39 protein-coding genes are annotated in these 23,445 nt (G+C 49.5%); 6 read left to right on the forward strand and 33 right to left on the reverse strand.

The window, feature by feature from the left end; translation table 11 throughout:
- Positions 1 to 6 precede the first annotated feature (6 nt).
- The gene (mscL, locus tag LG381_RS01985) at positions 7 to 417 is read left to right on the forward strand and encodes a large-conductance mechanosensitive channel protein MscL (RefSeq protein ID WP_000022446.1); all 411 of its coding nucleotides are present in this window, start codon (positions 7 to 9) and stop codon (positions 415 to 417) included.
- On the opposite strand, the gene arfA is transcribed toward mscL, so the two are convergent.
- From arfA to LG381_RS02150, 33 genes are all read right to left on the reverse strand, one after another.
- Positions 414 to 632: an alternative ribosome-rescue factor ArfA gene (gene arfA / locus LG381_RS01990; RefSeq protein ID WP_000092696.1), complete on the reverse strand. Its 219-nt coding sequence runs from the start codon at positions 630 to 632 to the stop codon at positions 414 to 416. The two genes, mscL and arfA, sit on opposite strands and share 4 nt — an antisense overlap.
- Positions 633 to 687: 55 nt before the next feature.
- Entirely contained in the window at positions 688 to 1,113 is a 426-nt protein-coding gene (zntR, locus tag LG381_RS01995; protein WP_000285607.1) for a Zn(2+)-responsive transcriptional regulator, read from the reverse strand.
- A gap of 10 nt (positions 1,114 to 1,123) precedes the next feature.
- Entirely contained in the window at positions 1,124 to 1,492 is a 369-nt protein-coding gene (locus LG381_RS02000) for a DUF1992 domain-containing protein (protein WP_137326182.1), read from the reverse strand.
- Between the two features lie 106 nt (positions 1,493 to 1,598).
- Positions 1,599 to 1,982 carry a 50S ribosomal protein L17 gene (gene rplQ / locus LG381_RS02005; protein ID WP_001216368.1) on the reverse strand — a complete coding sequence of 128 codons (384 nt, stop codon included), beginning with the start codon at positions 1,980 to 1,982 and terminating at the stop codon, positions 1,599 to 1,601.
- 40 nt (positions 1,983 to 2,022) lie between these two features.
- Positions 2,023 to 3,012, reverse strand: coding sequence for a DNA-directed RNA polymerase subunit alpha (rpoA, locus tag LG381_RS02010; protein ID WP_001162094.1), 990 nt, complete (start codon positions 3,010 to 3,012; stop codon positions 2,023 to 2,025).
- Positions 3,013 to 3,037: 25 nt separating this feature from the next.
- Positions 3,038 to 3,658: a 30S ribosomal protein S4 gene (gene rpsD / locus LG381_RS02015; RefSeq protein WP_000135224.1), complete on the reverse strand. Its 621-nt coding sequence runs from the start codon at positions 3,656 to 3,658 to the stop codon at positions 3,038 to 3,040.
- Positions 3,659 to 3,691: 33 nt separating this feature from the next.
- Positions 3,692 to 4,081: a 30S ribosomal protein S11 gene (gene rpsK / locus LG381_RS02020; protein WP_001029684.1), complete on the reverse strand. Its 390-nt coding sequence runs from the start codon at positions 4,079 to 4,081 to the stop codon at positions 3,692 to 3,694.
- A gap of 16 nt (positions 4,082 to 4,097) precedes the next feature.
- Positions 4,098 to 4,454, reverse strand: coding sequence for a 30S ribosomal protein S13 (gene rpsM / locus LG381_RS02025; RefSeq protein WP_000090775.1), 357 nt, complete (start codon positions 4,452 to 4,454; stop codon positions 4,098 to 4,100).
- Positions 4,455 to 4,600: 146 nt separating this feature from the next.
- Positions 4,601 to 4,717, reverse strand: coding sequence for a 50S ribosomal protein L36 (rpmJ, locus tag LG381_RS02030; RefSeq protein ID WP_000868187.1), 117 nt, complete (start codon positions 4,715 to 4,717; stop codon positions 4,601 to 4,603).
- Positions 4,718 to 4,748: 31 nt separating this feature from the next.
- Positions 4,749 to 6,080, reverse strand: coding sequence for a preprotein translocase subunit SecY (gene secY, locus LG381_RS02035; protein ID WP_001118861.1), 1,332 nt, complete (start codon positions 6,078 to 6,080; stop codon positions 4,749 to 4,751).
- 7 nt (positions 6,081 to 6,087) lie between these two features.
- Entirely contained in the window at positions 6,088 to 6,522 is a 435-nt protein-coding gene (gene rplO, locus LG381_RS02040) for a 50S ribosomal protein L15 (protein WP_001238917.1), read from the reverse strand.
- Positions 6,523 to 6,525: 3 nt separating this feature from the next.
- A complete protein-coding gene (gene rpmD / locus LG381_RS02045; RefSeq protein WP_001140433.1) occupies positions 6,526 to 6,705 on the reverse strand; it encodes a 50S ribosomal protein L30 in 180 nt (59 codons plus the stop codon).
- Between the two features lie 3 nt (positions 6,706 to 6,708).
- Positions 6,709 to 7,212: a 30S ribosomal protein S5 gene (rpsE, locus tag LG381_RS02050; protein ID WP_000940122.1), complete on the reverse strand. Its 504-nt coding sequence runs from the start codon at positions 7,210 to 7,212 to the stop codon at positions 6,709 to 6,711.
- Positions 7,213 to 7,226: 14 nt separating this feature from the next.
- Positions 7,227 to 7,580 (reverse strand): 50S ribosomal protein L18, encoded by a 354-nt coding sequence (gene rplR / locus LG381_RS02055; RefSeq protein WP_000358960.1) that lies wholly within the window; start codon positions 7,578 to 7,580, stop codon positions 7,227 to 7,229.
- A 9-nt stretch (positions 7,581 to 7,589) separates the two neighbouring features.
- Complete coding sequence (rplF, locus tag LG381_RS02060; protein WP_000091945.1) at positions 7,590 to 8,123, reverse strand: 50S ribosomal protein L6; 534 nt, start codon at positions 8,121 to 8,123, stop codon at positions 7,590 to 7,592.
- Between the two features lie 12 nt (positions 8,124 to 8,135).
- Entirely contained in the window at positions 8,136 to 8,528 is a 393-nt protein-coding gene (rpsH, locus tag LG381_RS02065; protein ID WP_000062611.1) for a 30S ribosomal protein S8, read from the reverse strand.
- A 33-nt stretch (positions 8,529 to 8,561) separates the two neighbouring features.
- Positions 8,562 to 8,867 carry a 30S ribosomal protein S14 gene (gene rpsN / locus LG381_RS02070; protein ID WP_001118930.1) on the reverse strand — a complete coding sequence of 102 codons (306 nt, stop codon included), beginning with the start codon at positions 8,865 to 8,867 and terminating at the stop codon, positions 8,562 to 8,564.
- 14 nt (positions 8,868 to 8,881) lie between these two features.
- The gene (gene rplE / locus LG381_RS02075) at positions 8,882 to 9,421 is read right to left on the reverse strand and encodes a 50S ribosomal protein L5 (RefSeq protein ID WP_001096200.1); all 540 of its coding nucleotides are present in this window, start codon (positions 9,419 to 9,421) and stop codon (positions 8,882 to 8,884) included.
- A 14-nt stretch (positions 9,422 to 9,435) separates the two neighbouring features.
- Positions 9,436 to 9,750: a 50S ribosomal protein L24 gene (gene rplX / locus LG381_RS02080; RefSeq protein ID WP_000729185.1), complete on the reverse strand. Its 315-nt coding sequence runs from the start codon at positions 9,748 to 9,750 to the stop codon at positions 9,436 to 9,438.
- 10 nt (positions 9,751 to 9,760) lie between these two features.
- Positions 9,761 to 10,132, reverse strand: coding sequence for a 50S ribosomal protein L14 (gene rplN / locus LG381_RS02085; protein ID WP_000613955.1), 372 nt, complete (start codon positions 10,130 to 10,132; stop codon positions 9,761 to 9,763).
- A 164-nt stretch (positions 10,133 to 10,296) separates the two neighbouring features.
- A complete protein-coding gene (gene rpsQ, locus LG381_RS02090; RefSeq protein WP_000130100.1) occupies positions 10,297 to 10,551 on the reverse strand; it encodes a 30S ribosomal protein S17 in 255 nt (84 codons plus the stop codon).
- Positions 10,551 to 10,742, reverse strand: a complete 192-nt coding sequence (gene rpmC, locus LG381_RS02095) for a 50S ribosomal protein L29 (protein WP_000644741.1) — start codon at positions 10,740 to 10,742, stop codon at positions 10,551 to 10,553. The genes rpsQ and rpmC overlap by 1 nt, the downstream gene beginning before the upstream one ends.
- Positions 10,742 to 11,152 carry a 50S ribosomal protein L16 gene (gene rplP / locus LG381_RS02100; RefSeq protein WP_000941212.1) on the reverse strand — a complete coding sequence of 137 codons (411 nt, stop codon included), beginning with the start codon at positions 11,150 to 11,152 and terminating at the stop codon, positions 10,742 to 10,744. Before rplP ends, rpmC begins: the two co-directional genes overlap by 1 nt.
- A gap of 12 nt (positions 11,153 to 11,164) precedes the next feature.
- Positions 11,165 to 11,866, reverse strand: a complete 702-nt coding sequence (gene rpsC / locus LG381_RS02105) for a 30S ribosomal protein S3 (RefSeq protein ID WP_000529945.1) — start codon at positions 11,864 to 11,866, stop codon at positions 11,165 to 11,167.
- A gap of 17 nt (positions 11,867 to 11,883) precedes the next feature.
- A complete protein-coding gene (rplV, locus tag LG381_RS02110; RefSeq protein WP_000447529.1) occupies positions 11,884 to 12,216 on the reverse strand; it encodes a 50S ribosomal protein L22 in 333 nt (110 codons plus the stop codon).
- Between the two features lie 14 nt (positions 12,217 to 12,230).
- The gene (gene rpsS / locus LG381_RS02115; RefSeq protein WP_001138117.1) at positions 12,231 to 12,509 is read right to left on the reverse strand and encodes a 30S ribosomal protein S19; all 279 of its coding nucleotides are present in this window, start codon (positions 12,507 to 12,509) and stop codon (positions 12,231 to 12,233) included.
- Positions 12,510 to 12,525: 16 nt separating this feature from the next.
- Positions 12,526 to 13,347 carry a 50S ribosomal protein L2 gene (gene rplB, locus LG381_RS02120; RefSeq protein ID WP_000301864.1) on the reverse strand — a complete coding sequence of 274 codons (822 nt, stop codon included), beginning with the start codon at positions 13,345 to 13,347 and terminating at the stop codon, positions 12,526 to 12,528.
- A 17-nt stretch (positions 13,348 to 13,364) separates the two neighbouring features.
- Positions 13,365 to 13,667, reverse strand: coding sequence for a 50S ribosomal protein L23 (gene rplW / locus LG381_RS02125; RefSeq protein WP_000617544.1), 303 nt, complete (start codon positions 13,665 to 13,667; stop codon positions 13,365 to 13,367).
- A complete protein-coding gene (gene rplD, locus LG381_RS02130) occupies positions 13,664 to 14,269 on the reverse strand; it encodes a 50S ribosomal protein L4 (protein ID WP_000424395.1) in 606 nt (201 codons plus the stop codon). Before rplD ends, rplW begins: the two co-directional genes overlap by 4 nt.
- Positions 14,270 to 14,279: 10 nt before the next feature.
- Positions 14,280 to 14,909, reverse strand: coding sequence for a 50S ribosomal protein L3 (rplC, locus tag LG381_RS02135; protein ID WP_000579833.1), 630 nt, complete (start codon positions 14,907 to 14,909; stop codon positions 14,280 to 14,282).
- A 32-nt stretch (positions 14,910 to 14,941) separates the two neighbouring features.
- The gene (gene rpsJ / locus LG381_RS02140; RefSeq protein WP_001181004.1) at positions 14,942 to 15,253 is read right to left on the reverse strand and encodes a 30S ribosomal protein S10; all 312 of its coding nucleotides are present in this window, start codon (positions 15,251 to 15,253) and stop codon (positions 14,942 to 14,944) included.
- Positions 15,254 to 15,490: 237 nt separating this feature from the next.
- Positions 15,491 to 15,910: a general secretion pathway protein GspB gene (locus LG381_RS02145; RefSeq protein ID WP_105290749.1), complete on the reverse strand. Its 420-nt coding sequence runs from the start codon at positions 15,908 to 15,910 to the stop codon at positions 15,491 to 15,493.
- A gap of 1 nt (position 15,911) precedes the next feature.
- On the reverse strand, positions 15,912 to 17,381 hold the full coding sequence (locus LG381_RS02150) for a peptidoglycan-binding protein (protein ID WP_225761962.1): 1,470 nt from the start codon (positions 17,379 to 17,381) through the stop codon (positions 15,912 to 15,914).
- A gap of 180 nt (positions 17,382 to 17,561) precedes the next feature.
- Between LG381_RS02150 and gspC the strand changes: the two genes are divergently transcribed.
- From gspC to gspG, 5 genes are read left to right on the forward strand one after another with little or no spacing between them, the layout of a single operon-like run.
- On the forward strand, positions 17,562 to 18,377 hold the full coding sequence (gene gspC / locus LG381_RS02155; protein ID WP_001142681.1) for a type II secretion system protein GspC: 816 nt from the start codon (positions 17,562 to 17,564) through the stop codon (positions 18,375 to 18,377).
- Entirely contained in the window at positions 18,361 to 20,313 is a 1,953-nt protein-coding gene (gene gspD, locus LG381_RS02160; RefSeq protein WP_085461314.1) for a type II secretion system secretin GspD, read from the forward strand. Before gspC ends, gspD begins: the two co-directional genes overlap by 17 nt.
- A gap of 9 nt (positions 20,314 to 20,322) precedes the next feature.
- Positions 20,323 to 21,804: a type II secretion system ATPase GspE gene (gspE, locus tag LG381_RS02165; RefSeq protein ID WP_225761963.1), complete on the forward strand. Its 1,482-nt coding sequence runs from the start codon at positions 20,323 to 20,325 to the stop codon at positions 21,802 to 21,804.
- Positions 21,801 to 22,997, forward strand: coding sequence for a type II secretion system inner membrane protein GspF (gene gspF / locus LG381_RS02170; RefSeq protein WP_225761964.1), 1,197 nt, complete (start codon positions 21,801 to 21,803; stop codon positions 22,995 to 22,997). The genes gspE and gspF overlap by 4 nt, the downstream gene beginning before the upstream one ends.
- Positions 22,998 to 23,006: 9 nt before the next feature.
- A complete protein-coding gene (gene gspG, locus LG381_RS02175; protein WP_000543367.1) occupies positions 23,007 to 23,444 on the forward strand; it encodes a type II secretion system major pseudopilin GspG in 438 nt (145 codons plus the stop codon).
- The last annotated feature ends 1 nt before the right edge of the window (position 23,445 follow it).

Consider the following 23,445-nt stretch of genomic DNA (forward strand, 5'->3'; position numbering starts at 1 on the left):
AAAAACATGAGCATTATTAAAGAATTTCGCGAATTTGCGATGCGCGGGAATGTAGTGGATTTGGCTGTAGGTGTCATTATCGGCGCCGCATTCGGTAAGATCGTCTCTTCACTGGTTGCTGATATCATCATGCCGCCACTGGGTTTATTAATTGGCGGGATCGACTTTAAACAGTTTGCTGTCACATTACGCGATGCGCAGGGGGATGTACCCGCTGTTGTTATGCATTACGGCGTCTTCATTCAAAACGTATTTGATTTTCTGATTGTTGCCTTTGCCATCTTTATGGCGATTAAGCTAATCAACAAACTGAATCGGAAAAAAGAAGAACCGGCGGCGGCTCCAGCACCAACTAAAGAAGAAGTATTACTGACAGAAATTCGTGATTTGCTGAAAGAGCAGAATAACCGCTCTTAACAAGCGCCAGAAAGCAGAAGGCCAGTGGTAAAAAAGTGATTTACTTTCTTGCCACTGGCCTCCCAGTTCCCCCGATTGCCATGTTTTCCTTTTCGCATATAGCTGCCTTTCCCTTTTTTATTTTTCTCTACACGCTGTCGGAATAAGGGGTCATGCAGTAATGCTTCTATCGCATTATCCTTTATCTGCCCTTTTGTATGCTGATATCGGCTCATAAAAACTCCAGTTGGTTATTTAACGGCGCGAGTGTAATACCGCCAGGGTAATAAATCAACAGCCACTCTTAACGCCACTCGCTCCTTGTTCAAGAGCTTCAAGAATTGAACAATAAACGCTGCTATGGGCTGTCCCACAACAGGCATCATTAAGCCGTTGCAGGGAACGTTGCATACTCTGCAACTCGGCTATCCGCGCTTCCACTTCCTGTAATCTTTCCTGCACAATGCCTTTTGATTCCTGACAGGTATGGTGTTCAGGATCGATACGGATCGACAGTAATTCTCGGATCGACTCAAGGCTGAAACCAAGCTGTCTGGCGTGACGAATAAACTTCAAACGTTGGAGATCGCTTTCGGTATAAAGACGAAAACCACCTTCGGTACGCACTTCATGCTCCATCATTTGTTGCTTTTCGTAATAACGAATCGTGTCAGGCGTCACTTCCGCCATTTTTGCCAGCTCACCAATACGATACATATTTACTCCATTAGTTCTCATTGATTTTATTCAACAATTTTTCAGCATACTCACCACGTAAAAACTCGGTGCTCAATCCTGCTTGTCGCAGCTTTAACTCCAGTAATAACAACCGACGACTAACTTCATGATATTGCGGATCGTCATGATGAATACCTTTGAGGATATCCAGAAGTTGAATTGCCTCCTTTCGTTGCTCAAGTTCTGGCGGTAAGCAACCTGCATTCTTCAACAAGCGATACCCCGCACGTAATTCCGGTGGCACGTGGGAATCATCATCAAGTATCAATGGCTCGCCGCTACCGGGCAGATTATCAAACTCACCTTTCGCTTGCGCTTCTGATATATGGCGCTCTGCCCACTGGTCAAGTAACCACATAAATACTCCAGGGGATGAACAAAAAGAGTACAGCTATTGTAGATAAGTGGGGATACTGCGGGTATAAAAAAACCCGCCGGGGCGGGTTTTTTTACGTTGCTTCAGATTACTCTGCAGCAGCTTCTGCTTTCTCTGAACGATCAACCAGCTCGATGTAAGCCATCGGCGCGTTGTCGCCTGCACGGAAACCACACTTCAGAATACGAGTGTAACCACCGGCACGGCTCGCGAAACGCGGGCCCAGTTCGTTAAACAGTTTTGCCACGATCTCGTTATCACGAGTACGGGCGAATGCCAGACGACGATTAGCAACGCTATCAGTCTTGGCAAGAGTAATCAGCGGCTCAACTACGCGGCGCAGCTCTTTCGCTTTAGGCAGAGTCGTCTTGATGATTTCATGACGAACCAGTGAACCTGCCATATTGCGGAACATAGCCTGGCGATGGCTGCTGTTGCGGTTCAGTTGACGACCACTCTTACGATGGCGCATGACCTTATCCTTCTCAGTAAAACCTTAACCTGTGATCCGGTTACTCGTCAGCGATGCTTGCCGGTGGCCAGTTTTCCAGGCGCATACCCAGAGACAGTCCACGGGAAGCCAGCACGTCTTTAATCTCAGTAAGAGATTTTTTACCAAGGTTAGGCGTTTTAAGGAGCTCAACCTCGGTACGCTGTACCAGATCACCGATATAGTGGATAGCTTCTGCTTTAAGGCAGTTAGCAGAGCGGACAGTCAATTCCAGATCGTCAACAGGGCGCAGCAGGATCGGATCGAACTCTGGTTTCTCTTCTTTCACTTCCGGCTGACGTACATCACGTAAGTCAACGAAAGCTTCCAGTTGTTCAGCCAGAATGGTTGCCGCACGACGAATCGCCTCTTCAGGATCGATTGTGCCGTTGGTTTCCATCTCGATGACCAGCTTGTCCAGGTCGGTACGCTGTTCTACACGCGCTGCTTCAACATTGTAGGCAATACGCTCTACAGGGCTATAGCATGCGTCGACCAGCAGACGGCCGATTGGGCGCTCATCTTCTTCCGAATGAATTCGGGTAGAAGCCGGCACATAACCACGACCGCGCTGAACTTTGATACGCATGCTAATAGACGCGTTCTCATCGGTCAGGTGGCAGATCACGTGCTGCGGCTTGACGATTTCGACATCACCGTCGTGGGTGATATCGGCTGCAGTCACAGGGCCAATGCCAGATTTATTCAAGGTAAGAATAACTTCATCTTTGCCCTGAACTCTCACCGCCAGCCCTTTCAGGTTGAGCAGGATTTCCAGGATATCTTCCTGAACGCCTTCTTTGGTGCTGTACTCATGTAGTACACCATCAATCTCAACCTCGGTCACCGCGCAACCCGGCATCGATGAGAGCAGAATACGGCGCAGTGCGTTACCCAGAGTATGGCCAAAGCCACGCTCTAAAGGCTCAAGGGTCACCTTGGCGTGCGTCGAACTCACTTGCTCGATATCAACCAGGCGCGGTTTTAGAAACTCTGTCACAGAACCCTGCATTGTGTCCTCTCTTTGGTACTAAGCTTTACTTGGAGTAAAGCTCGACGATCAGGTGTTCGTTAATGTCCGCAGACAGATCAGAACGCTCCGGCTTACGCTTAAACGTACCTTCCATCTTGCCAGCATCAACTTCCAGCCAGGTTGGCTTTTCACGCTGCTCAGCCAGCTCCAGAGCGGCTTTCACGCGAGACTGCTTCTTCGCTTTCTCACGAATGCTTACAACGTCATTCGGACTAACCTGATAAGAAGCGATGTTAACAACACGACCGTTTACCATAATTGCTTTATGGCTAACCAGCTGACGTGCTTCTGCACGAGTGGCACCGAAGCCCATACGGTATACAACGTTGTCCAGACGACCTTCCAGCAGAGCCAACAGGTTTTCACCGGTGTTGCCTTTCAGACGTGCTGCTTCTTTATAGTAGTTACGGAACTGACGCTCCAGCACACCATAGATACGGCGAACTTTTTGCTTTTCACGCAACTGCACACCATAGTCAGACAGACGCGGTTTACGCGCACCGTGCTGGCCAGGAGCTTGTTCAATTTTACACTTGGTATCGATCGCGCGAACGCCAGACTTAAGGAATAAGTCGGTGCCCTCACGACGGCTCAGCTTGAGCTTAGGACCCAAATATCTTGCCATTTTCTTTCTCCAACAAACCTGGAAAACGAAGCGTTATACGCGACGTTTTTTCGGCGGACGACAACCGTTATGAGGGATCGGAGTCACATCAGTAATGTTAGTGATGCGGAAACCTGCGGCGTTCAGAGCACGAATAGTAGATTCGCGGCCTGGACCCGGACCTTTAACCATAACTTCCAGATTCTTGATGCCGTATTCTTTCACGGCGTCAGCGCAACGCTCTGCTGCAACCTGAGCTGCAAACGGAGTGGATTTGCGAGAACCACGGAAACCGGAACCACCGGCAGTTGCCCAACCCAACGCGTTACCCTGACGATCAGTGATAGTCACGATGGTGTTGTTGAAAGAAGCATGGATATGAGCCACGCCGTCAGAGACTTGTTTTCTTACACGTTTACGTGCACGAATTGGTGCCTTTGCCATTATTCAATCACCCCGATTATTTCTTGATCGGTTTGCGCGGACCCTTACGGGTACGTGCGTTGGTCTTGGTACGCTGACCGCGAACCGGGAGACCACGACGATGACGCAAACCGCGATAGCAACCAAGATCCATCAGGCGCTTGATGCTCATGCTGATTTCACGGCGCAGATCACCTTCAACGACAAATTTGGCAACTTCGTCACGCAGCGTGTCGATTTGTCCTTCAGACAGCTCACTGATCTTAACATCTTCAGCGATACCCGCTGCAGCCAGGATGGCTTTGGAACGGGTCTTGCCGACGCCATAAATCGAAGTTAATGCGATTACGGCATGCTTATGATCAGGAATGTTAATGCCTGCTATACGGGCCACTATGCACTCCTACTATTTAATATGTACGTTCCATGCTGAAAAGCCCGTTTTCAGGATACTCAAATGGAAACGCACAGACATACAAAAGATTGGCTGGCTAATCTAGCCAGCTCAACCCAACTTTGCAAGAAAAATATGCGAATAAATCAGCCTTGGCGCTGTTTATGCTTCGGCTCGGCACTGCAAATCACACGGATGACACCATCACGCTTAACGATTTTGCAGTTACGGCATAATTTCTTGACGGAAGCACGAACTTTCATTTTTACTCTCCGTAACTTCTCGGGCGACCAATTATCGGCCGTAGCCTTTCAGGTTCGCCTTCTTCAATGCAGACTCATACTGACTAGACATCATCAGAGTTTGCACTTGAGCCATAAAGTCCATAATCACGACAACAACGATAAGCAGTGAGGTCCCACCGAAGTAGAACGGTACTTTCATTGCATCACGCATGAACTCCGGGATCAGGCAGATAAAGGTAATGTACAGCGCACCAACCAGGGTCAGGCGGGTCATTACTTTATCGATATACTTCGCCGTTTGCTCTCCCGGACGAATTCCTGGTACAAATGCACCGGACTTCTTCAGGTTATCTGCTGTTTCACGCGGGTTGAAAACCAACGCCGTGTAGAAGAAACAGAAGAAGATGATTGCAGACGCATAGAGTAACACATAAAGCGGTTGCCCAGGCTGCAAATACAGCGAAATTGTTGTCAGCCAGTTCCAACCAGTACCGCCCCCGAACCATGACGCGATGGTCGCCGGGAACAGAATAATACTGGAAGCGAAGATTGCCGGGATTACCCCCGCCATATTCACTTTCAGCGGTAAATGTGTGCTCTGTGCAGCATAGACACGACGACCTTGTTGACGTTTTGCGTAGTTTACCACAATGCGGCGTTGACCACGCTCAACAAAAACAACAAAGAACGTCACTGCAAATACTAATACTGCAACCAACAGCAACACGAGGAAGTGCAGGTCGCCTTGACGCGCTTGCTCGATAGTATGGGCAATGGCTGGCGGGAGTCCCGCAACAATACCGGCGAAGATAATGATTGAAATACCGTTGCCGATACCTCGTTCAGTGATCTGTTCGCCCAACCACATCAGGAACATCGTTCCTGTGACCAGACTTACAACAGCGGTGAAGTAGAATGCAAAGCCCGGGTTAATCACCAGGCCTTGCATACCAGGCATATTCGGCAGACCGGTAGCAATACCGATCGACTGGAATATTGCCAGCACCAGAGTACCGTAACGGGTGTACTGGCTGATCTTACGACGACCAGACTCCCCTTCTTTCTTAATTTCTGCCAGCGTTGGGTGAACCACCGTCAGCAGCTGGATAATGATCGACGCCGAAATATACGGCATGATCCCCAGAGCAAAGATAGAAGCACGGCTGAGAGCACCACCAGAGAACATGTTAAACATTTCAATGATGGTGCCTCGCTGTTGCTCAAGCAGTTTGGCAAGTACAGCGGCATCAATACCAGGGATCGGAATAAAAGAGCCAATACGGAACACAATCAGCGCACCGATAACAAACAGCAGTCTGCGTTTCAGCTCGCCTAAGCCACCTTTGGCACTTTGAAAATCTAATCCCGGTTGTTTAGCCATCTGCTACTTATTCCTCGATTTTACCGCCAGCAGCTTCGATAGCAGCACGAGCGCCTTTAGTAACACGCAGGCCACGAACAGTTACCGGAGTAGTTACTTCGCCAGCCAGGATCACTTTCGCGAACTCGATCTGGATACCGATAATGTTAGCCGCTTTCAGCGTGTTCAGGTCTACAACACCGCCTTCTACTTTAGCCAGGTCAGACAGACGAACTTCGGCTGTAATCGCAGCTTTACGAGAAGTGAAGCCGAATTTCGGCAAACGACGGTACAGAGGCATCTGACCACCTTCGAAACCGCGACGTACGCCACCGCCAGAACGAGACTTCTGACCTTTGTGACCACGACCACCGGTTTTACCGAGGCCAGAACCGATACCACGACCCAGGCGTTTACCCGCCTTTTTGGAGCCTTCGGCCGGAGACAGAGTATTTAAACGCATCTCTTACTCCTCAACTTTAACCATGAAGGAAACCGCGTTGATCATACCGCGAATAGCAGGAGTATCCTCGCGCTCTACGGTGTGACCAATACGACGCAGACCCAGGCCAAGCAGCGTTGCCTTGTGTTTCGGCAGACGACCGATTGCACTGCGGGTTTGAGTAATTTTAATAGTCTTTGCCATGGTTTATTTCCCCAGAATTTCTTCAACGGATTTACCACGCTTGGCAGCGACCATTTCTGGAGAACTCATATTTTCCAGGCCATCAATAGTTGCACGAACCACGTTGATCGGGTTGGTGGAACCATATGCTTTAGCCAGAACGTTATGAACCCCAGCGACTTCCAGAACGGCGCGCATTGCACCACCGGCGATGATACCGGTACCTTCGGAAGCCGGCTGCATGAATACGCGAGAACCCGTGTGAACACCTTTAACAGGGTGTTGCAGAGTGCCGTTATTCAGCGCGACGTTAATCATATTGCGACGGGCTTTTTCCATCGCTTTCTGGATCGCTGCTGGAACTTCACGCGCTTTACCGTAACCAAAACCAACGCGACCGTTACCATCGCCAACTACAGTCAGAGCTGTGAAGGAGAAAATACGACCACCTTTAACGGTTTTAGATACGCGGTTTACCGCGATCAGCTTTTCCTGCAGTTCGCCAGCTTGTTTTTCGATGTGAGCCATCTTACACCTCTACCTTAGAACTGAAGGCCAGCTTCACGGGCAGCATCTGCCAGTGCCTGGACACGACCATGATATTGGAACCCGGAACGGTCAAAGGATACATCTTTGATGCCTTTTTCCAGAGCGCGTTCAGCGACAGCTTTACCCACAGCTGCAGCCGCGTCTTTGTTACCGGTGTACTTCAGTTGTTCAGCGATAGCTTTTTCTACAGTAGAAGCAGCTACCAGAACTTCAGAACCGTTCGGTGCAATTACCTGTGCGTAAATGTGACGCGGGGTACGATGTACCACCAGGCGAGTTGCGCCCAGCTCCTGGAGCTTGCGGCGTGCGCGGGTCGCACGACGGATACGAGCAGATTTCTTATCCATAGTGTTACCTTACTTCTTCTTAGCCTCTTTGGTACGCACGACTTCGTCGGCGTAACGAACACCCTTGCCTTTATAAGGCTCAGGACGACGGTAGGCGCGCAGATCCGCTGCAACCTGGCCGATCACCTGCTTATCAGCGCCTTTCAGCACGATTTCAGTCTGAGTCGGACATTCAGCAGTGATACCCGCAGGCAGCTGATGGTCAACAGGATGAGAGAAACCCAGAGACAGGTTAATCACATTGCCTTTAACCGCTGCACGGTAACCTACACCAACCAGCTGCAGCTTCTTAGTGAAGCCTTCGGTAACACCGATAACCATTGAGTTCAGCAGGGCACGCGCGGTACCAGCCTGAGCCCAACCGTCTGCGTAACCATCACGCGGACCGAAGGTCAGGGTATTATCTGCATGTTTAACTTCAACAGCATCGTTGAGAGTACGAGTCAGCTCGCCGTTTTTACCTTTGATCGTAATAACCTGACCGTTGATTTTTACGTCAACGCCGGCAGGAACAACGACCGGTGCTTTAGCAACACGAGACATTTTTTCCTCCGATTAGGCTACGTAGCAGATAATTTCGCCACCAAGACCAGCCTGGCGCGCTGCACGATCAGTCATAACACCTTTAGAGGTAGAAACAACTGCGATACCCAGACCCGCCATAACTTTCGGCAGCTCATCTTTACGTTTATAGATGCGCAGACCTGGGCGGCTGACACGCTGAATGCTTTCTACAACAGCTTTGCCCTGGAAATACTTAAGAGTCAGTTCCAGTTCAGGCTTGGTGTCGCCTTCAACTTTAAAATCTTCAATAAAACCTTCTTCCTTCAGCACGTTGGCGATTGCCACTTTCAGCTTGGAGGAAGGCATGGTGACCGCAGCTTTGTTCGCGGCCTGACCGTTACGGATACGGGTCAGCATATCCGCGATCGGATCTTGCATGCTCATCTGTCTTTACTCCCGTGATTCAATTGGTGACAATTACCAGCTAGCCTTTTTCAGACCCGGGATTTCACCGCGCATAGCGGCTTCACGGACCTTAATACGGCTCAACCCGAACTTCCGCAGGAAACCATGCGGACGACCTGTTTGACGGCAGCGGTTACGCTGACGAGACGGGCTGGAATCACGCGGCAGAGTCTGCAGCTTGAGAACAGCATTCCAACGATCTTCGTCGGAAGCGTTCACATCAGAGATGATCGCTTTCAGTTCAGCGCGTTTCGCGAAGTATTTATCAGCTAAAGCTACGCGTTTTACTTCGCGTGCTTTCATTGATTGCTTAGCCATTTAGTAACCCTACCTTACTTGCGGAACGGGAAGTCAAAGGCAGCCAGCAGAGCACGGCCTTCTTCGTCAGATTTCGCAGTAGTGGTAATGGTAATATCCAAACCACGAACGCGGTCGACTTTATCGTAGTCGATTTCTGGGAAGATGATCTGCTCACGGACACCCATGCTGTAGTTACCACGACCGTCGAAAGACTTAGCGGACAGGCCACGGAAGTCACGGATACGAGGTACAGCAATAGTGATCAGGCGCTCAAAGAACTCCCACATGCGTTCGCCACGCAGAGTTACTTTACAGCCGATCGGATAGCCCTGACGGATTTTGAAGCCTGCAACAGATTTGCGTGCTTTGGTGATCAGCGGTTTTTGACCGGAGATTGCTGCCAGGTCTGCTGCTGCGTTATCCAGCAGTTTTTTGTCAGCGATCGCTTCACCAACACCCATGTTCAGGGTGATCTTCTCGACCCGAGGGACTTGCATGACAGAATTGTAGTTAAACTCAGTCATGAGTTTTTTAACTACTTCGTCTTTGTAGTAATCATGCAGTTTCGCCATCGTACTACTCCAAATTACTTGATAGTTTCGCTGTTAGACTTGAAGAAACGGACTTTTTTACCGTCTTCGAATCTAAAGCCTACACGGTCAGCCTTGCCGGTTGCCGCATTGAAGATTGCTACGTTGGAAACCTGAATAGCGGCTTCTTTTTCAACGATGCCACCCGGTTGGTTCAGGGCCGGAACCGGCTTCTGATGTTTCTTAACCAGGTTGATACCTTCAACAATGACCTTGCCGGAAGACAGGACATTCTTAACTTTACCGCGTTTACCTTTATCTTTACCGGTTAACACGATAACTTCGTCATCACGACGGATTTTCGCTGCCATGATTCGCTCCTTAGAGTACTTCTGGTGCCAGAGAGATAATTTTCATGAACTTCTCACTACGAAGCTCACGAGTTACCGGCCCAAAAATACGCGTACCGATAGGCTGCTCGCTGTTGTTGTTCAGAAGAACACAAGCATTACCATCGAAGCGAATGACAGAACCGTCCGGGCGACGAACACCCTTCTTGGTGCGCACCACTACCGCCTTCAGCACATCACCTTTTTTGACCTTACCACGCGGAATTGCTTCTTTGATGGTGATCTTGATGATGTCGCCTACGCCTGCGTAGCGACGGTGCGAGCCACCCAGAACCTTGATACACATTACGCGACGTGCACCGGAGTTGTCGGCGACGTTCAGCATAGTCTGTTCTTGGATCATTTTAGTGCTCCGCTAATGTCAACTACTACTGAGACCCGAAAATCAGGTCGTTAAAAATCCCCATATCGAGGGCGCGGCATTATAACACCGCTTCAAGGATATGGGTAGAAAAAATAAACGGCTCATTTCTGAGCCGTTTATTCGTATCGAGAGAGTGTACTGTATTACAGAACCGCTTTCTCTACAACGCGAACCAGCGTCCAGGATTTAGTCTTGGACAGCGGACGGCATTCGCGGATTTCAACCACGTCACCGATACCGCATTCGTTGTTCTCGTCATGTACGTGCAGTTTGGTCGTACGCTTGATGAATTTACCGTAGATCGGGTGTTTCACAAAACGTTCGATAGCAACAACAATGGATTTCTCCATTTTGTCGCTAACAACGCGACCTTGCAGAGTACGGATTTTATCGGTCATTACGCACCCGCCTTCTCGTTCAGTAAAGTCTTAACGCGTGCGACATCGCGACGCACTTGCTTCAACAGGTGAGACTGTTGCAGCTGGCCACTTGCAGCCTGCATACGCAGGTTGAACTGCTCACGCAGCAGGTTCAGCAGCTCGGTGTTCAGCTCTTCAACGCTCTTCTCACGCAGCTCTTTTGCTTTCATTACATCACCGTCTTAGTTACAAAGGTGGTTTTAATCGGCAGTTTCGCTGCTGCCAGCTTGAATGCTTCACGGGCCAGCTCTTCCGGAACACCGTCCATTTCATACAGGACTTTACCCGGCTGAATCAAGGCAACCCAATACTCCACGTTACCTTTACCTTTACCCATACGCACTGCCAGCGGCTTTTCAGTGATCGGTTTGTCCGGGAACACACGGATCCAGATCTTACCTTGACGCTTAACTGCACGGGTCATAGCACGACGTGCTGCTTCGATCTGACGGGCAGTCAGACGACCACGGCCAACAGCTTTCAGACCGAAGCTGCCGAAGCTAACATCCGTACCCTGCGCCAGACCGCGGTTACGGCCTTTGTGCATTTTACGGAATTTTGTACGCTTTGGTTGTAACATCAGCGACGCTCCTTATTTACGGCCTTTACGCTGCTGCTTTTTAGGCTGAGCAGCCGGTTTTTCCGGTTGTTCAACAGCAGCCATACCACCCAGGATCTCGCCTTTGAAGATCCACACTTTAACGCCGATTACACCGTAAGTGGTGTGCGCTTCAGAGGTGTTGTAGTCGATGTCAGCACGCAGAGTGTGCAGCGGTACGCGACCTTCGCGGTACCATTCGGTACGTGCGATTTCCGCGCCGCCCAGACGGCCGCTAACTTCAACTTTAATACCTTTAGCGCCCAGACGCATTGCGTTCTGTACAGCACGCTTCATAGCACGACGGAACATAACGCGACGTTCCAGCTGAGAAGTGATGCTGTCAGCAACCAGTTTTGCGTCCAGTTCAGGCTTACGAACTTCGGCGATGTTGATCTGTGCAGGAACGCCAGCGATGTCCGCTACGACCTTACGCAGTTTTTCTACGTCTTCACCTTTTTTACCGATAACGATACCCGGGCGAGCAGTGTGAATGGTTACACGGATGCTCTTAGCCGGACGCTCGATAACGATACGAGATACGGACGCTTTAGCCAGTTCCTTAGTCAGGTACTGACGTACTTTAAAATCGCTGTCCAGGTTGTCAGCGAATTCTTTGGTGTTCGCAAACCAGGTAGAGTTCCATGGTTTTACAATACCCAGGCGAATACCATTAGGATGTACTTTCTGACCCATTGCTAGTCTCCAGAGTCTCAGCGATCGGACACAACCACAGTGATGTGGCTGGTGCGCTTCAGGATGCGATCTGCACGACCTTTTGCACGCGGCATAATGCGCTTCATGCTCGGGCCTTCGTCTACGAAAATTTTCGTAACTTTCAGATCGTCAATGTCAGCGCCATCGTTGTGTTCAGCGTTAGCAATGGCAGATTCCAGAACTTTCTTAACCAGTACAGCCGCTTTCTTGTTGGTGTAGGTCAGAATATCCAGAGCCTGCGACACTTTCTTACCGCGAATCAGGTCAGCAACAAGGCGAACCTTCTGAGCAGAAGAACGAGCATGGCGATGTTTAGCGATAGTTTCCATCTCTTCCTCCTACCTTATTTCTTTTTCGCTTTTTTATCAGCAGCATGGCCGCGATAAGTACGAGTCGGTGCGAATTCACCCAGTTTGTGACCAACCATTTCGTCGGTTACAAATACCGGAACGTGCTGACGACCATTATGGACAGCGATGGTCAAACCGATCATGTTAGGAAAGATCGTTGAACGACGGGACCAAGTGCGCAGGGGCTTCTTGTCTCCGCTTTCCACCGCTTTCTCTACCTTCTTCAGCAAGTGCAGGTCAATAAAAGGACCTTTCTTGAGAGAACGTGGCATGGCTTATCCTCTAAAATTATTTGCTACGGCGACGTACGATAAATTTATCAGTACGCTTGTTGCTGCGGGTCTTCTTACCTTTGGTCTGAACGCCCCACGGGGTTACCGGGTGCTTACCAAAGTTACGACCTTCACCACCACCATGTGGGTGGTCTACCGGGTTCATCGCGGTACCGCGAACGGTCGGACGAACACCACGCCAGCGTGCAGCACCTGCTTTACCCAGAACGCGCAGCATATGCTCAGCATTGCCAACTTCGCCCAGAGTTGCACGGCAGTCTGCTTCGACTTTACGCATTTCACCAGAACGCAGACGCAGGGTGACATATGCACCATCACGAGCAACGATCTGAACGTAAGTACCAGCGGAACGTGCCAGCTGACCGCCTTTACCTGGTTTCATTTCTACGTTGTGAACAGTAGAACCAACCGGGATGTTGCGCATCGGCAGGGTGTTACCTGGTTTGATTGCAGCATCAACGCCAGACTGAATCTGGTCGCCAGCTTTCAGGCCTTTAGGGGCCAGGATGTAACGGCGTTCACCGTCTTTGTACAGAACCAGCGCGATGTTCGCGGAGCGGTTCGGATCGTACTCAAGACGTTCAACAACTGCCGGGATACCGTCTTTGTTGCGTTTGAAGTCAACAATACGGTAAGCCTGCTTGTGGCCACCACCGATATGACGAGTGGTGATACGGCCATTGTTGTTACGACCACCGGATTTGCTGTTTTTTTCCAGCAACGGAGCAAAAGGTTTGCCCTTGTGCAGCTCAGGGTTAACCACTTTAACAACGTGGCGACGACCCGGAGATGTCGGTTTACATTTAACAACTGCCATTGTATTACTCCTCCGACTTACTCAGCGCCGCCAACGAAGTCCAGATTCTGGCCTTCTTTCAGGGTGACGTAAGCTTTTTTCCAGTCGCTACGACGACCGATACGCTGTCCGTGACGTTTAACTTTCCCTTTAACTACCAGGGTGTTAACGACTTCGACTTCGACTTCAAACAGTTTCTGCACAGCAGCTTTGATTTCTGCTTTGGTCGCGTCTTTAGCAACTTTGAGTACGATGGTGTTGGATTTTTCCATCGCAGTAGACGCTTTTTCAGAAACGTGCGGTGCACGCAGCACCTTCAGCAGACGTTCTTCACGAATCATGCCAGCATCTCCTCAACTTGCTTAACAGCATCAGCAGTCATTACGACTTTGTCGAAGGCGATCAGGCTAACCGGGTCGATACCAGTTGCATCGCGTACGTCAACCTTGTGCAGGTTGCGCGCAGCCAGGAACAGGTTTTCGTCCAGCTCACCGGTGATGATCAGCACATCTTCCAGAGCCATGTCTTTCAGTTTCTGTGCCAGCAGCTTAGTTTTCGGCGCTTCTACAGAGAACTTCTCGACAACGATCAGACGATCCTGACGTACCAGTTCGGACAGGATGCTTTTCAGCGCGCCGCGGTACATCTTCTTGTTAACTTTTTGACTGTGGTCCTGCGGACGAGCAGCGAAGGTCACGCCACCAGAACGCCAAATCGGGCTCTTGATAGAACCAGAACGCGCACGGCCGGTGCCTTTCTGGCGCCACGGTTTTTTACCGGAACCAGTTACTTCAGCACGAGTCTTCTGAGCACGAGTACCCTGACGAGCACCAGCTGCATAAGCAACAACAACCTGGTGAACCAGCGCTTCGTTGAAATCACGACCGAAGGTAGTTTCGGAAACAGTCAGCGCGCTCTGCGCGTCTTTCAATACTAATTCCATTGCTATCTCCTTACGCCTTCACAGCTGGTTTAACGATCAGGTCGCTACCGGTTGCACCCGGGACAGCACCTTTAACCAGCAGCAGGTTGCGCTCAGCGTCAACGCGTACTACGTCAAGGCTCTGAACGGTTACACGTTCGTTACCCATCTGACCTGCCATTTTCTTGCCTTTGAACACTTTGCCCGGAGTCTGGTTCTGACCGATAGAACCCGGAACGCGGTGAGACAAGGAGTTACCGTGAGTAGCGTCCTGGGTACGGAAGTTCCAGCGCTTAACGGTACCTGCGAAACCTTTACCTTTAGAGGTGCCAGTTACGTCAACTTTTTTAACGTCAGCAAACAGTTCAACGCTAATGCTCTGACCTACAGTGAACTCTTCGCCTTCAGCCAGGCGGAATTCCCACAGACCACGGCCAGCTTCTACGCCAGCTTTAGCGAAGTGGCCAGCTTCAGGCTTGGTCACACGGTTAGCTTTTTTAGCACCGGTGGTTACCTGAATAGCACGGTAGCCATCGTTAGCCAGGTCTTTAACCTGAGTAACGCGGTTTGCTTCAACTTCGATTACGGTTACTGGGATAGAAACGCCGTCTTCTGTGAAGATACGGGTCATACCCACTTTTTTACCGACTAAACCAATCATTGTTTCAACCTCTCAATCGCTCAATGACCTGATTAACCCAGGCTGATCTGCACGTCTACACCGGCAGCCAGATCCAGACGCATCAGAGCATCAACGGTTTTCTCGGTTGGCTCAACGATGTCAACCAGACGCAAGTGAGTACGGATTTCGTACTGATCGCGCGCGTCTTTGTTGACGTGCGGAGAGATCAGAACAGTGAAGCGCTCTTTGCGTGTCGGCAGCGGGATCGGACCACGGACCTGCGCACCAGTGCGCTTGGCAGTCTCGACGATTTCCGCGGTTGCTTGATCGATCAGACGATGATCAAACGCTTTCAGGCGGATACGGATTCTTTGGTTCTGCATGAGACCAGAGCTCCAATTATTTTATAAACGAAAATGATTACTCCTCAGACCCATTACGATTGATGGGAGAGTGTAACCGTTCTTACGTAGCTCCCCGATTGGGAGCATTGTTAGGTAGCCAAATTCGGCTAACTGAGGTTCAGATTGAACCTGCTGTCAACTACGACAAGCCCGCGCATTATACATACTTAACCATCGAACGCAAGCGTATTGCTAGTAAAGTAAACAACGGGCAGATTATTGCTGTAACTCATTGAGTGCATTTTTCACTCGCTCTCTTAAACCGGCTTTTTCCTCGCTTTCTCCTGTAGCTGTACCTTCATCCTCTGAAGACGACGCCTCATTTTCTATCGTGGCATCTTCGTCCGCGTCATCCTCGGCAGGTTCGACGACGATAGGCAATGGCTGTTTTTTGAAGAAATAATGTTGTGTTGATTGTTTATAAGGTGGTGCTTCTTCTACTGAATTTTCCGTTTTAACTATCCATATCGCCCATAACTGCTGGGCATACCCCCCAGCCAACACCATTCCTGCGAACCAAAGGCTTGTCACCAGCGCCCAAATGGCATACTTCGTTTTGCCATGTTTTTGTAGCTGGACAGTCACTCGCTGACCACTTTCTCGCTGCTGATGTGCGGCAAAATAGAATTCAAACATCTTATTTTCCCTTCCCTGTTTCGTCCGGGGAAATATTGACTTCATCCCGATATAGATACGCGCTCTCCCCTGCCACCTGCCAGAGATGCACCAATGTTGAAGAGCCAACAACGCCGTCAGCTTTTAAGTGATTAATCTTCTGAAATTGCTTAATTTTTTCTACCAGCAGCGGTCGCCATTCTGTCGAGGGTTCAGTCGAAATATGGAGAGCACGATTCAACATTGTTTCCAGCCAAAGAATCTCTTCCTCGCTACTGTCGCGCGTAATTGTGCTTTCACCTTTCGGAGACATTTTCAATAGCAGGAGATAATCACCCGCCCACACCGTCTCAAACCATTTACGCGTTAACGTCCAGGTCTGCTGCCCTATAAGTACATCTATAGAGTCATCGCCGACCCGAATGACGACGACGGGCAATTTTTTATTTGCGACATTAAGCGACGCTATCCAGGGCAGGTTCTGATCTATTAACGCCTGAAGTGACGCCTTACCACTTTTACAAGTCAGGCCTGCTCTAACAGCGTGGTCGCACCAGGCTGAATCGGCCGGAACATCGTACCCCCACACACCATATAACACGCTTAGCGCATCACTATCGCGCATCACTGTACGGAAAATATCCTGTGTCATCTCTTCTTTTATTGATGGCGCTACTGGCATCAACCACGAAGGAATCGGTAAGGGAGATATAAACGAGGACAGCATCAGCCAACCACCGACAAGAGCAATTACGGTTCCACTCATCCCCCCAGCCCAACACATTTTCCGGCTCCGCTTATCACCCAATGCCCGGTAAATTGTTCGCCATTGTTTTGCCGTGAATGCGCTGGTCTGCTCGCTTTGTTGTAATAAGCAAATTGTTTCGCCTGCCTGCGCCAGCCTTCTGCGATCGCCTTTGCAAAGTGCAGCGATCCGCTTCAGTACCTTACTTGTTAACAGGGCATCGGGCTGGTCGATGTGGTGTCCTTCAAGGATACTTTGTCGAAGTTCGTGTTCTGTCAGTGCTCCTGACGTAATTATTTCAATGCCTCTGGCTTCAACGTAACGTTCAACTTTTCGATTTGATCTGCCAACGAGCAAAAACTGACAATCGGGAATAAGGCTCCTCGCGCGTTGGATATCATCGAGAACACAGCGGTGATTCAGATGAGCATTTTCAACAATAATAAGAGGATTACGGCTTTCCACTTGCTGGAACGTCCGCAGTAATTCCACGCCCATCTCATCTCGCCTCCAGGCGAGATCGCGGCTTCCTTCTTTATTTGCGCTATCGTCAATAACAACCCATGCAGCTTTACCTTGCCAGGACACGACAAGGCTTAAAGTAATCACTCGACGATGGGTATCATTTTGCAATTGCTTCGCTAACCAGGATTTTCCACTTCCGGCCTCGCCCGACAGATAGCATATCCGCCAGGATCGATTCTCCTCACGAAGCCAGGCAAGGATAACTTCTCTTCTTGTAGACATAATACTTCCTGTAATAATAATCGATTATCCTTAATCATAAAAATATCGAATGCATTTATTGATATTAATGCGTTAACTGAATATAAATAAATTTTGCTTGATTCATTCAACCAGCATTAATACTATTTATAGTAACGTCAATATACAACCCACCCAATTTATTTTATTAGAATATATATCGTGCCAACCCTACCTTTCTCCTTCCATCTGGCAATTCATAATAGACGCACAGTCATTTATATATTGATGATATCCATAAGTGTGGTGGCGGTTATTTTTAATATAAATTATTTCCACACAAACCTGGTCAAAAATGCACAAATCATTAACCAACCAGGTGGCGCATTTAAATCTGATTTCAACCTTGCGGGTTTATGGCGTAATGGCAGTAACGCGGGTATAAAAGACACACATCTGATTTCTGCCCAACAAGAAACGCCAAAGCTTTCTGTCGTACTCAGTGGTATCATTCTGACGTCTAATGATGAGACATCTTATGTTTTAGTTAATGAAGGCGCAGAACAAAAGCGATATGCCCTGAACGATGCCCTGGAGTCAGCACCGGCAACATTCATCCGAAAAATAAATAAAACCAGCGTGGTTTTTGAAACTCACGGACAGTTCGAAAAAGTCACGCTTCATCCGGGATTACCGGACGTTATCGAGCAACCTGACTCTGATACTCAAAGTGTGCTCGCAGATTTTATTATCGCGACGCCTATTCGTGACGGGGATCAATTATTTGGCCTTCGATTGAATCCGCGTAAAGGGCGCGATGCATTTGCTACCAGCTTACTGCAACCTGGCGATGTCGCCCTTAGAATCAACAATCTTTCACTGACCCTCCCTGATGAGGTTTCCCAGGCATTAAGTTTACTGCTAACCCAACAGAGCGCGCAGTTTACAATTCGTCGCAACGGCGTACCCCGCTTGATAAATGTTTCCGTCAGGGAACTTACTGGAATGAATGGACAGAGTGATGAAGGGATTAAATAAAATCACATGTTGCCTGTTGGCGGCGCTACTTATGCCTTCCGTCGGGCATACTGAGAACGAACAATACGGGGCCAATTTCAATAATGCTGATATCCGTCAGTTCGTGGAAATTGTAAGCCAGCATCTGGGTAAAACAATTCTGATTGATCCCTCGGTTCAAGGAACCATTTCCGTACGCAGTAATGATACGTTTAGTCAGCAAGAGTACTACCAGTTCTTTTTGAGCATTCTTGATCTTTACGGCTATTCCGTCATCACGCTGGACAATGGTTTTCTGAAAGTGGTGCGCTCAGCTAATGTAAAAACATCGCCAGGAATGATTGCTGACAGTTATCGTCCAGGCATAGGTGATGAGTTGGTCACCCGAATCGTACCGCTTGAGAACGTTCCTGCTCGTGACCTGGCTCCCCTGCTGCGTCAAATGATGGATGGCGGCAGCGTCGGTAACGTTGTGCATTATGAACCCTCCAACGTTCTCATTCTGACCGGTCGTGCCTCCACCATTAATAAACTGATTGAAGTGATAAAGCGCGTTGATGTCATCGGCACAGAGAAGCAGCAAATTATTCATCTGGAATACGCGTCAGCGGAAGATCTCGCCGAGATTCTTAATCAATTAATCAGCGAAAGCCACGGTAAAAGCCAGATGCCTGCCCTCCTTTCCGCGAAGATTGTGGCGGATAAGCGAACCAACTCTCTTATCATCAGCGGGCCGGAAAAAGCACGTCAGCGCATCACCTCATTACTGAAAACACTTGATGTAGAAGAGAGCGAGGAAGGAAATACCCGGGTCTATTACCTGAAATATGCTAAAGCCACAAATCTGGTCGAAGTATTGACCGGCGTTTCCGAAAAGCTGAAAGATGAAAAAGGAAATGCGCGTAAGCCTTCGTCTTCTTCTGCGATGGATAATGTTGCCATTACCGCCGATGAACAGACCAACTCGTTGGTCATTACCGCTGACCAGTCCGTCCAGGAAAAACTCGCCACGGTAATTGCGCGTCTGGATATTCGTCGTGCACAGGTGCTGGTTGAGGCGATCATCGTCGAAGTTCAGGATGGAAATGGACTTAACCTCGGCGTGCAATGGGCGAATAAAAACGTTGGCGCACAGCAATTTACCAATACAGGATTACCGATATTTAACGCTGCGCAAGGTGTGGCTGATTATAAAAAGAATGGCGGGATCACCAGCGCGAATCCTGCCTGGGATATGTTTAGCGCCTACAATGGCATGGCCGCAGGCTTCTTCAATGGCGACTGGGGCGTATTGCTGACTGCGCTGGCTAGTAACAATAAAAATGATATCCTCGCCACCCCGAGCATCGTAACGCTGGATAATAAACTCGCGTCCTTCAACGTTGGTCAGGATGTGCCGGTGCTATCCGGCTCCCAGACCACTTCTGGGGATAACGTCTTTAATACCGTCGAACGCAAAACGGTGGGCACAAAACTCAAAGTCACTCCGCAGGTCAATGAAGGCGACGCGGTACTGCTCGAAATAGAGCAGGAGGTTTCCAGCGTTGACTCTTCGTCTAATTCGACGCTCGGCCCGACATTTAACACCCGAACTATTCAAAACGCCGTGCTGGTTAAAACCGGTGAAACGGTAGTCCTGGGCGGATTGCTGGATGATTTTTCTAAAGAGCAAGTGTCAAAGGTTCCTTTACTTGGCGATATTCCTTTAGTGGGGCAACTCTTCCGCTATACCTCGACCGAGCGCGCCAAACGCAACCTGATGGTATTTATCCGACCGACGATTATCCGTGACGATGATGTTTATCGCTCACTGTCGAAAGATAAATACACCCGCTACCGTCAGGAGCAACAACAACGAATAGACGCGAAATCAAAAGCATTGGTTGGCTCTGAAGATTTACCGGTGCTGGATGAAAACACGTTCAACAGCCACCCCCCTGTGTCATCGTCGCGGTGAGGCATTCACATGAGAATTCACTCACCATACCCTGCCAGTTGGGCAATGGCACAAAGAGTCGGTTATCTCTATTCAGAGGGGGAGATTATTTATCTCGCCGGTACACCATTCGAGCAGTTACTCGATATTCAGCGCCAGGTTGGTCAGTGCCATACCATGACCCGCTTGTCGCAGGCTGATTTTGAAGCACGGCTGGAAGCGGTATTCCATCAGAACACTGGTGAGTCGCAACAGATTGCGCAGGATATTGATCAATCCGTCGATCTCCTCTCCCTCTCAGAAGAAATGCCTGCGAATGAAGATCTACTGAATGAAGATTCAGCCGCACCGGTTATCCGTTTAATCAACGCCATTTTAAGTGAGGCTATTAAAGAAACCGCCTCCGACATCCACATTGAAACCTATGAAAAAACAATGTCGATCCGTTTTCGCATTGACGGCGTTCTGCGGACAATTTTACAGCCAAACAAAAAACTGGCAGCGTTGCTTATCTCCCGAATAAAGGTCATGGCTCGGCTTGATATCGCCGAAAAACGTATTCCGCAGGATGGAAGAATCAGTTTGCGTATCGGGCGACGTAACATAGATGTCCGCGTATCCACACTGCCGTCCATCTATGGTGAACGCGCCGTGCTCCGCCTGCTGGATAAAAACAGCCTCCAGCTTTCATTGAACAATCTGGGGATGACGGCTGCGGATAAGCAGGATTTAGAAAATCTCATTCAGCTTCCGCACGGTATTATCCTGGTGACCGGGCCGACAGGTTCCGGTAAAAGCACCACGCTCTACGCCATTCTTTCGGCGCTTAATACCCCTGGCCGCAATATTCTGACGGTAGAAGATCCCGTGGAATATGAACTGGAAGGCATAGGACAAACGCAGGTGAATACCCGAGTGGATATGTCTTTCGCTCGCGGCTTGCGCGCCATTCTTCGCCAGGATCCGGATGTTGTGATGGTTGGGGAAATTCGTGATACAGAAACCGCGCAGATTGCTGTTCAGGCTTCGCTCACCGGCCATCTGGTGCTCTCAACACTCCACACTAACAGCGCATCAGGCGCAGTGACCCGGCTCCGCGACATGGGCGTCGAATCATTTCTACTTTCGTCTTCCCTGGCAGGAATTACCGCGCAACGGCTGGTTCGTCGTCTTTGTCCGCAATGCCGACAATTCACTCCTGTATCCCCCCAACAAGCGCAGATGTTTACACATCACCAGCTAACTGTTACTACGATTGGCACTCCCGTTGGCTGTCCTCACTGCCATCAATCCGGCTATCTGGGGCGCATGGCGATCCACGAAATGATGGTTATTACACCGGAATTACGAGCTGCTGTTCATGAAAATGTGGATGAACAAGCTCTGGAGCGACTGGTTCGGCAGCAACACAATGCCTTAATCAAAAATGGCCTGCACAAAGTGATAAGTGGAGACACCTCCTGGGATGAAGTGATGCGCGTCGCCAGCGTCACGCTGGAGAGTGAAGCATGAATTATCGCTATCGCGCCATGACCCAGGATGGTCAAAAATTGCAGGGGATCATTGATGCTAACGATGAACGTCAGGCGCGGCTGCGGCTGCGTGAAGAAGGGCTTTTCCTGCTGGATATTCGCCCCCAAAAAAGTTCGGGTGTAAAAACGCGTCGCCCGAGGATTAGCCATAGTGAACTGACGCTTTTCACCCGGCAGTTGGCAACCTTAAGCGCGGCGGCATTCCCCCTGGAAGAGAGCCTTGCCGTAATCGGTCAGCAAAGCAGTAATAAACGACTGACTGACGTGTTAAATCAGGTACGTAGCGCCATCCTTGAAGGGCATCCCCTTTCCGATGCATTACAGCATTTTCCCACGCTTTTCGATTCGCTCTACCGTACCCTGGTCAAAGCGGGCGAAAAGAGCGGGCTTCTGGCTCCGGTGTTGGAAAAACTGGCTGATTACAATGAAAACCGGCAGAAAATCCGCAGCAAACTCATTCAGTCGCTGATCTACCCCTGCATGCTCACCACGGTGGCGATTGTGGTCGTGATTATTCTCCTCACTGCTGTCGTGCCCAAAATTACCGAACAGTTCGTGCATATGAAGCAGCAACTGCCGCTGAGTACACGCATTCTTTTAGGTCTGAGCGACACGTTGCAACGTACCGGCCCGACATTATTAGCGACGGTGTTTATTGTCGCTGTAGGTTTCTGGCTCTGGTTAAAACACGGCAATAACCGCCATCGTTTTCATGCCATGCTGCTGCGTGTTGCGCTCATTGGTCCACTGATTTGCGCCATAAACAGTGCACGCTATCTCCGCACCTTAAGTATTTTACAATCCAGCGGAGTCCCTCTGCTTGATGGGATGAATTTATCCACCGAAAGCCTCAGCAACCTCGAAATTCGCCGACGCCTAGCAAATGCGGCAGAGAACGTTCGCCAGGGTAACAGCATTCATCTTTCGCTGGAGCAAACCGCAATCTTCCCGCCAATGATGCTCTACATGGTGGCCTCTGGCGAAAAAAGCGGGCAGCTCGGCACATTAATGGTCAGGGCAGCGGACAACCAGGAGACGCTGCAACAAAACCGAATCGCCTTAACGCTCTCCATCTTCGAACCTGCACTCATTATTACGATGGCACTGATCGTCCTGTTTATCGTCGTCTCGGTACTCCAACCTCTTCTTCAACTTAACTCAATGATTAATTAAGGAAAATATATGCACGCAACGGATAAGCAACGCGGTTTTACATTACTGGAAATTATGGTGGTTATTGTCATCATTGGCGTACTTGCCAGCCTGGTAGTTCCCAACCTGATGGGCAATAAAGAAAAGGCGGATAAACAAAAAGCCGTCAGCGATATCGTGGCACTGGAAAACGCCCTGGATATGTACAAACTCGACAATCATCGCTATCCAACCACAAATCAGGGGCTTGAATCCTTAGTCGAAGCACCGACACTACCACCGCTGGCTGCAAACTATAACAAAGAAGGTTATATCAAGCGTCTGCCTGCCGATCCCTGGGGCAATGATTATGTCCTTGTTAATCCTGGTGAACACGGTGCATACGATCTCCTTTCCGCTGGACCGGACGGTGAAATGGGAACCGAGGACGACATTACCAACTGGGGTTTGAGCAAGAAGAAAAAATAAG

Source organism: Escherichia sp. Marseille-Q3837 (assembly GCF_916618735.1).
Lineage (GTDB): Bacteria > Pseudomonadota > Gammaproteobacteria > Enterobacterales > Enterobacteriaceae > Escherichia > Escherichia ruysiae.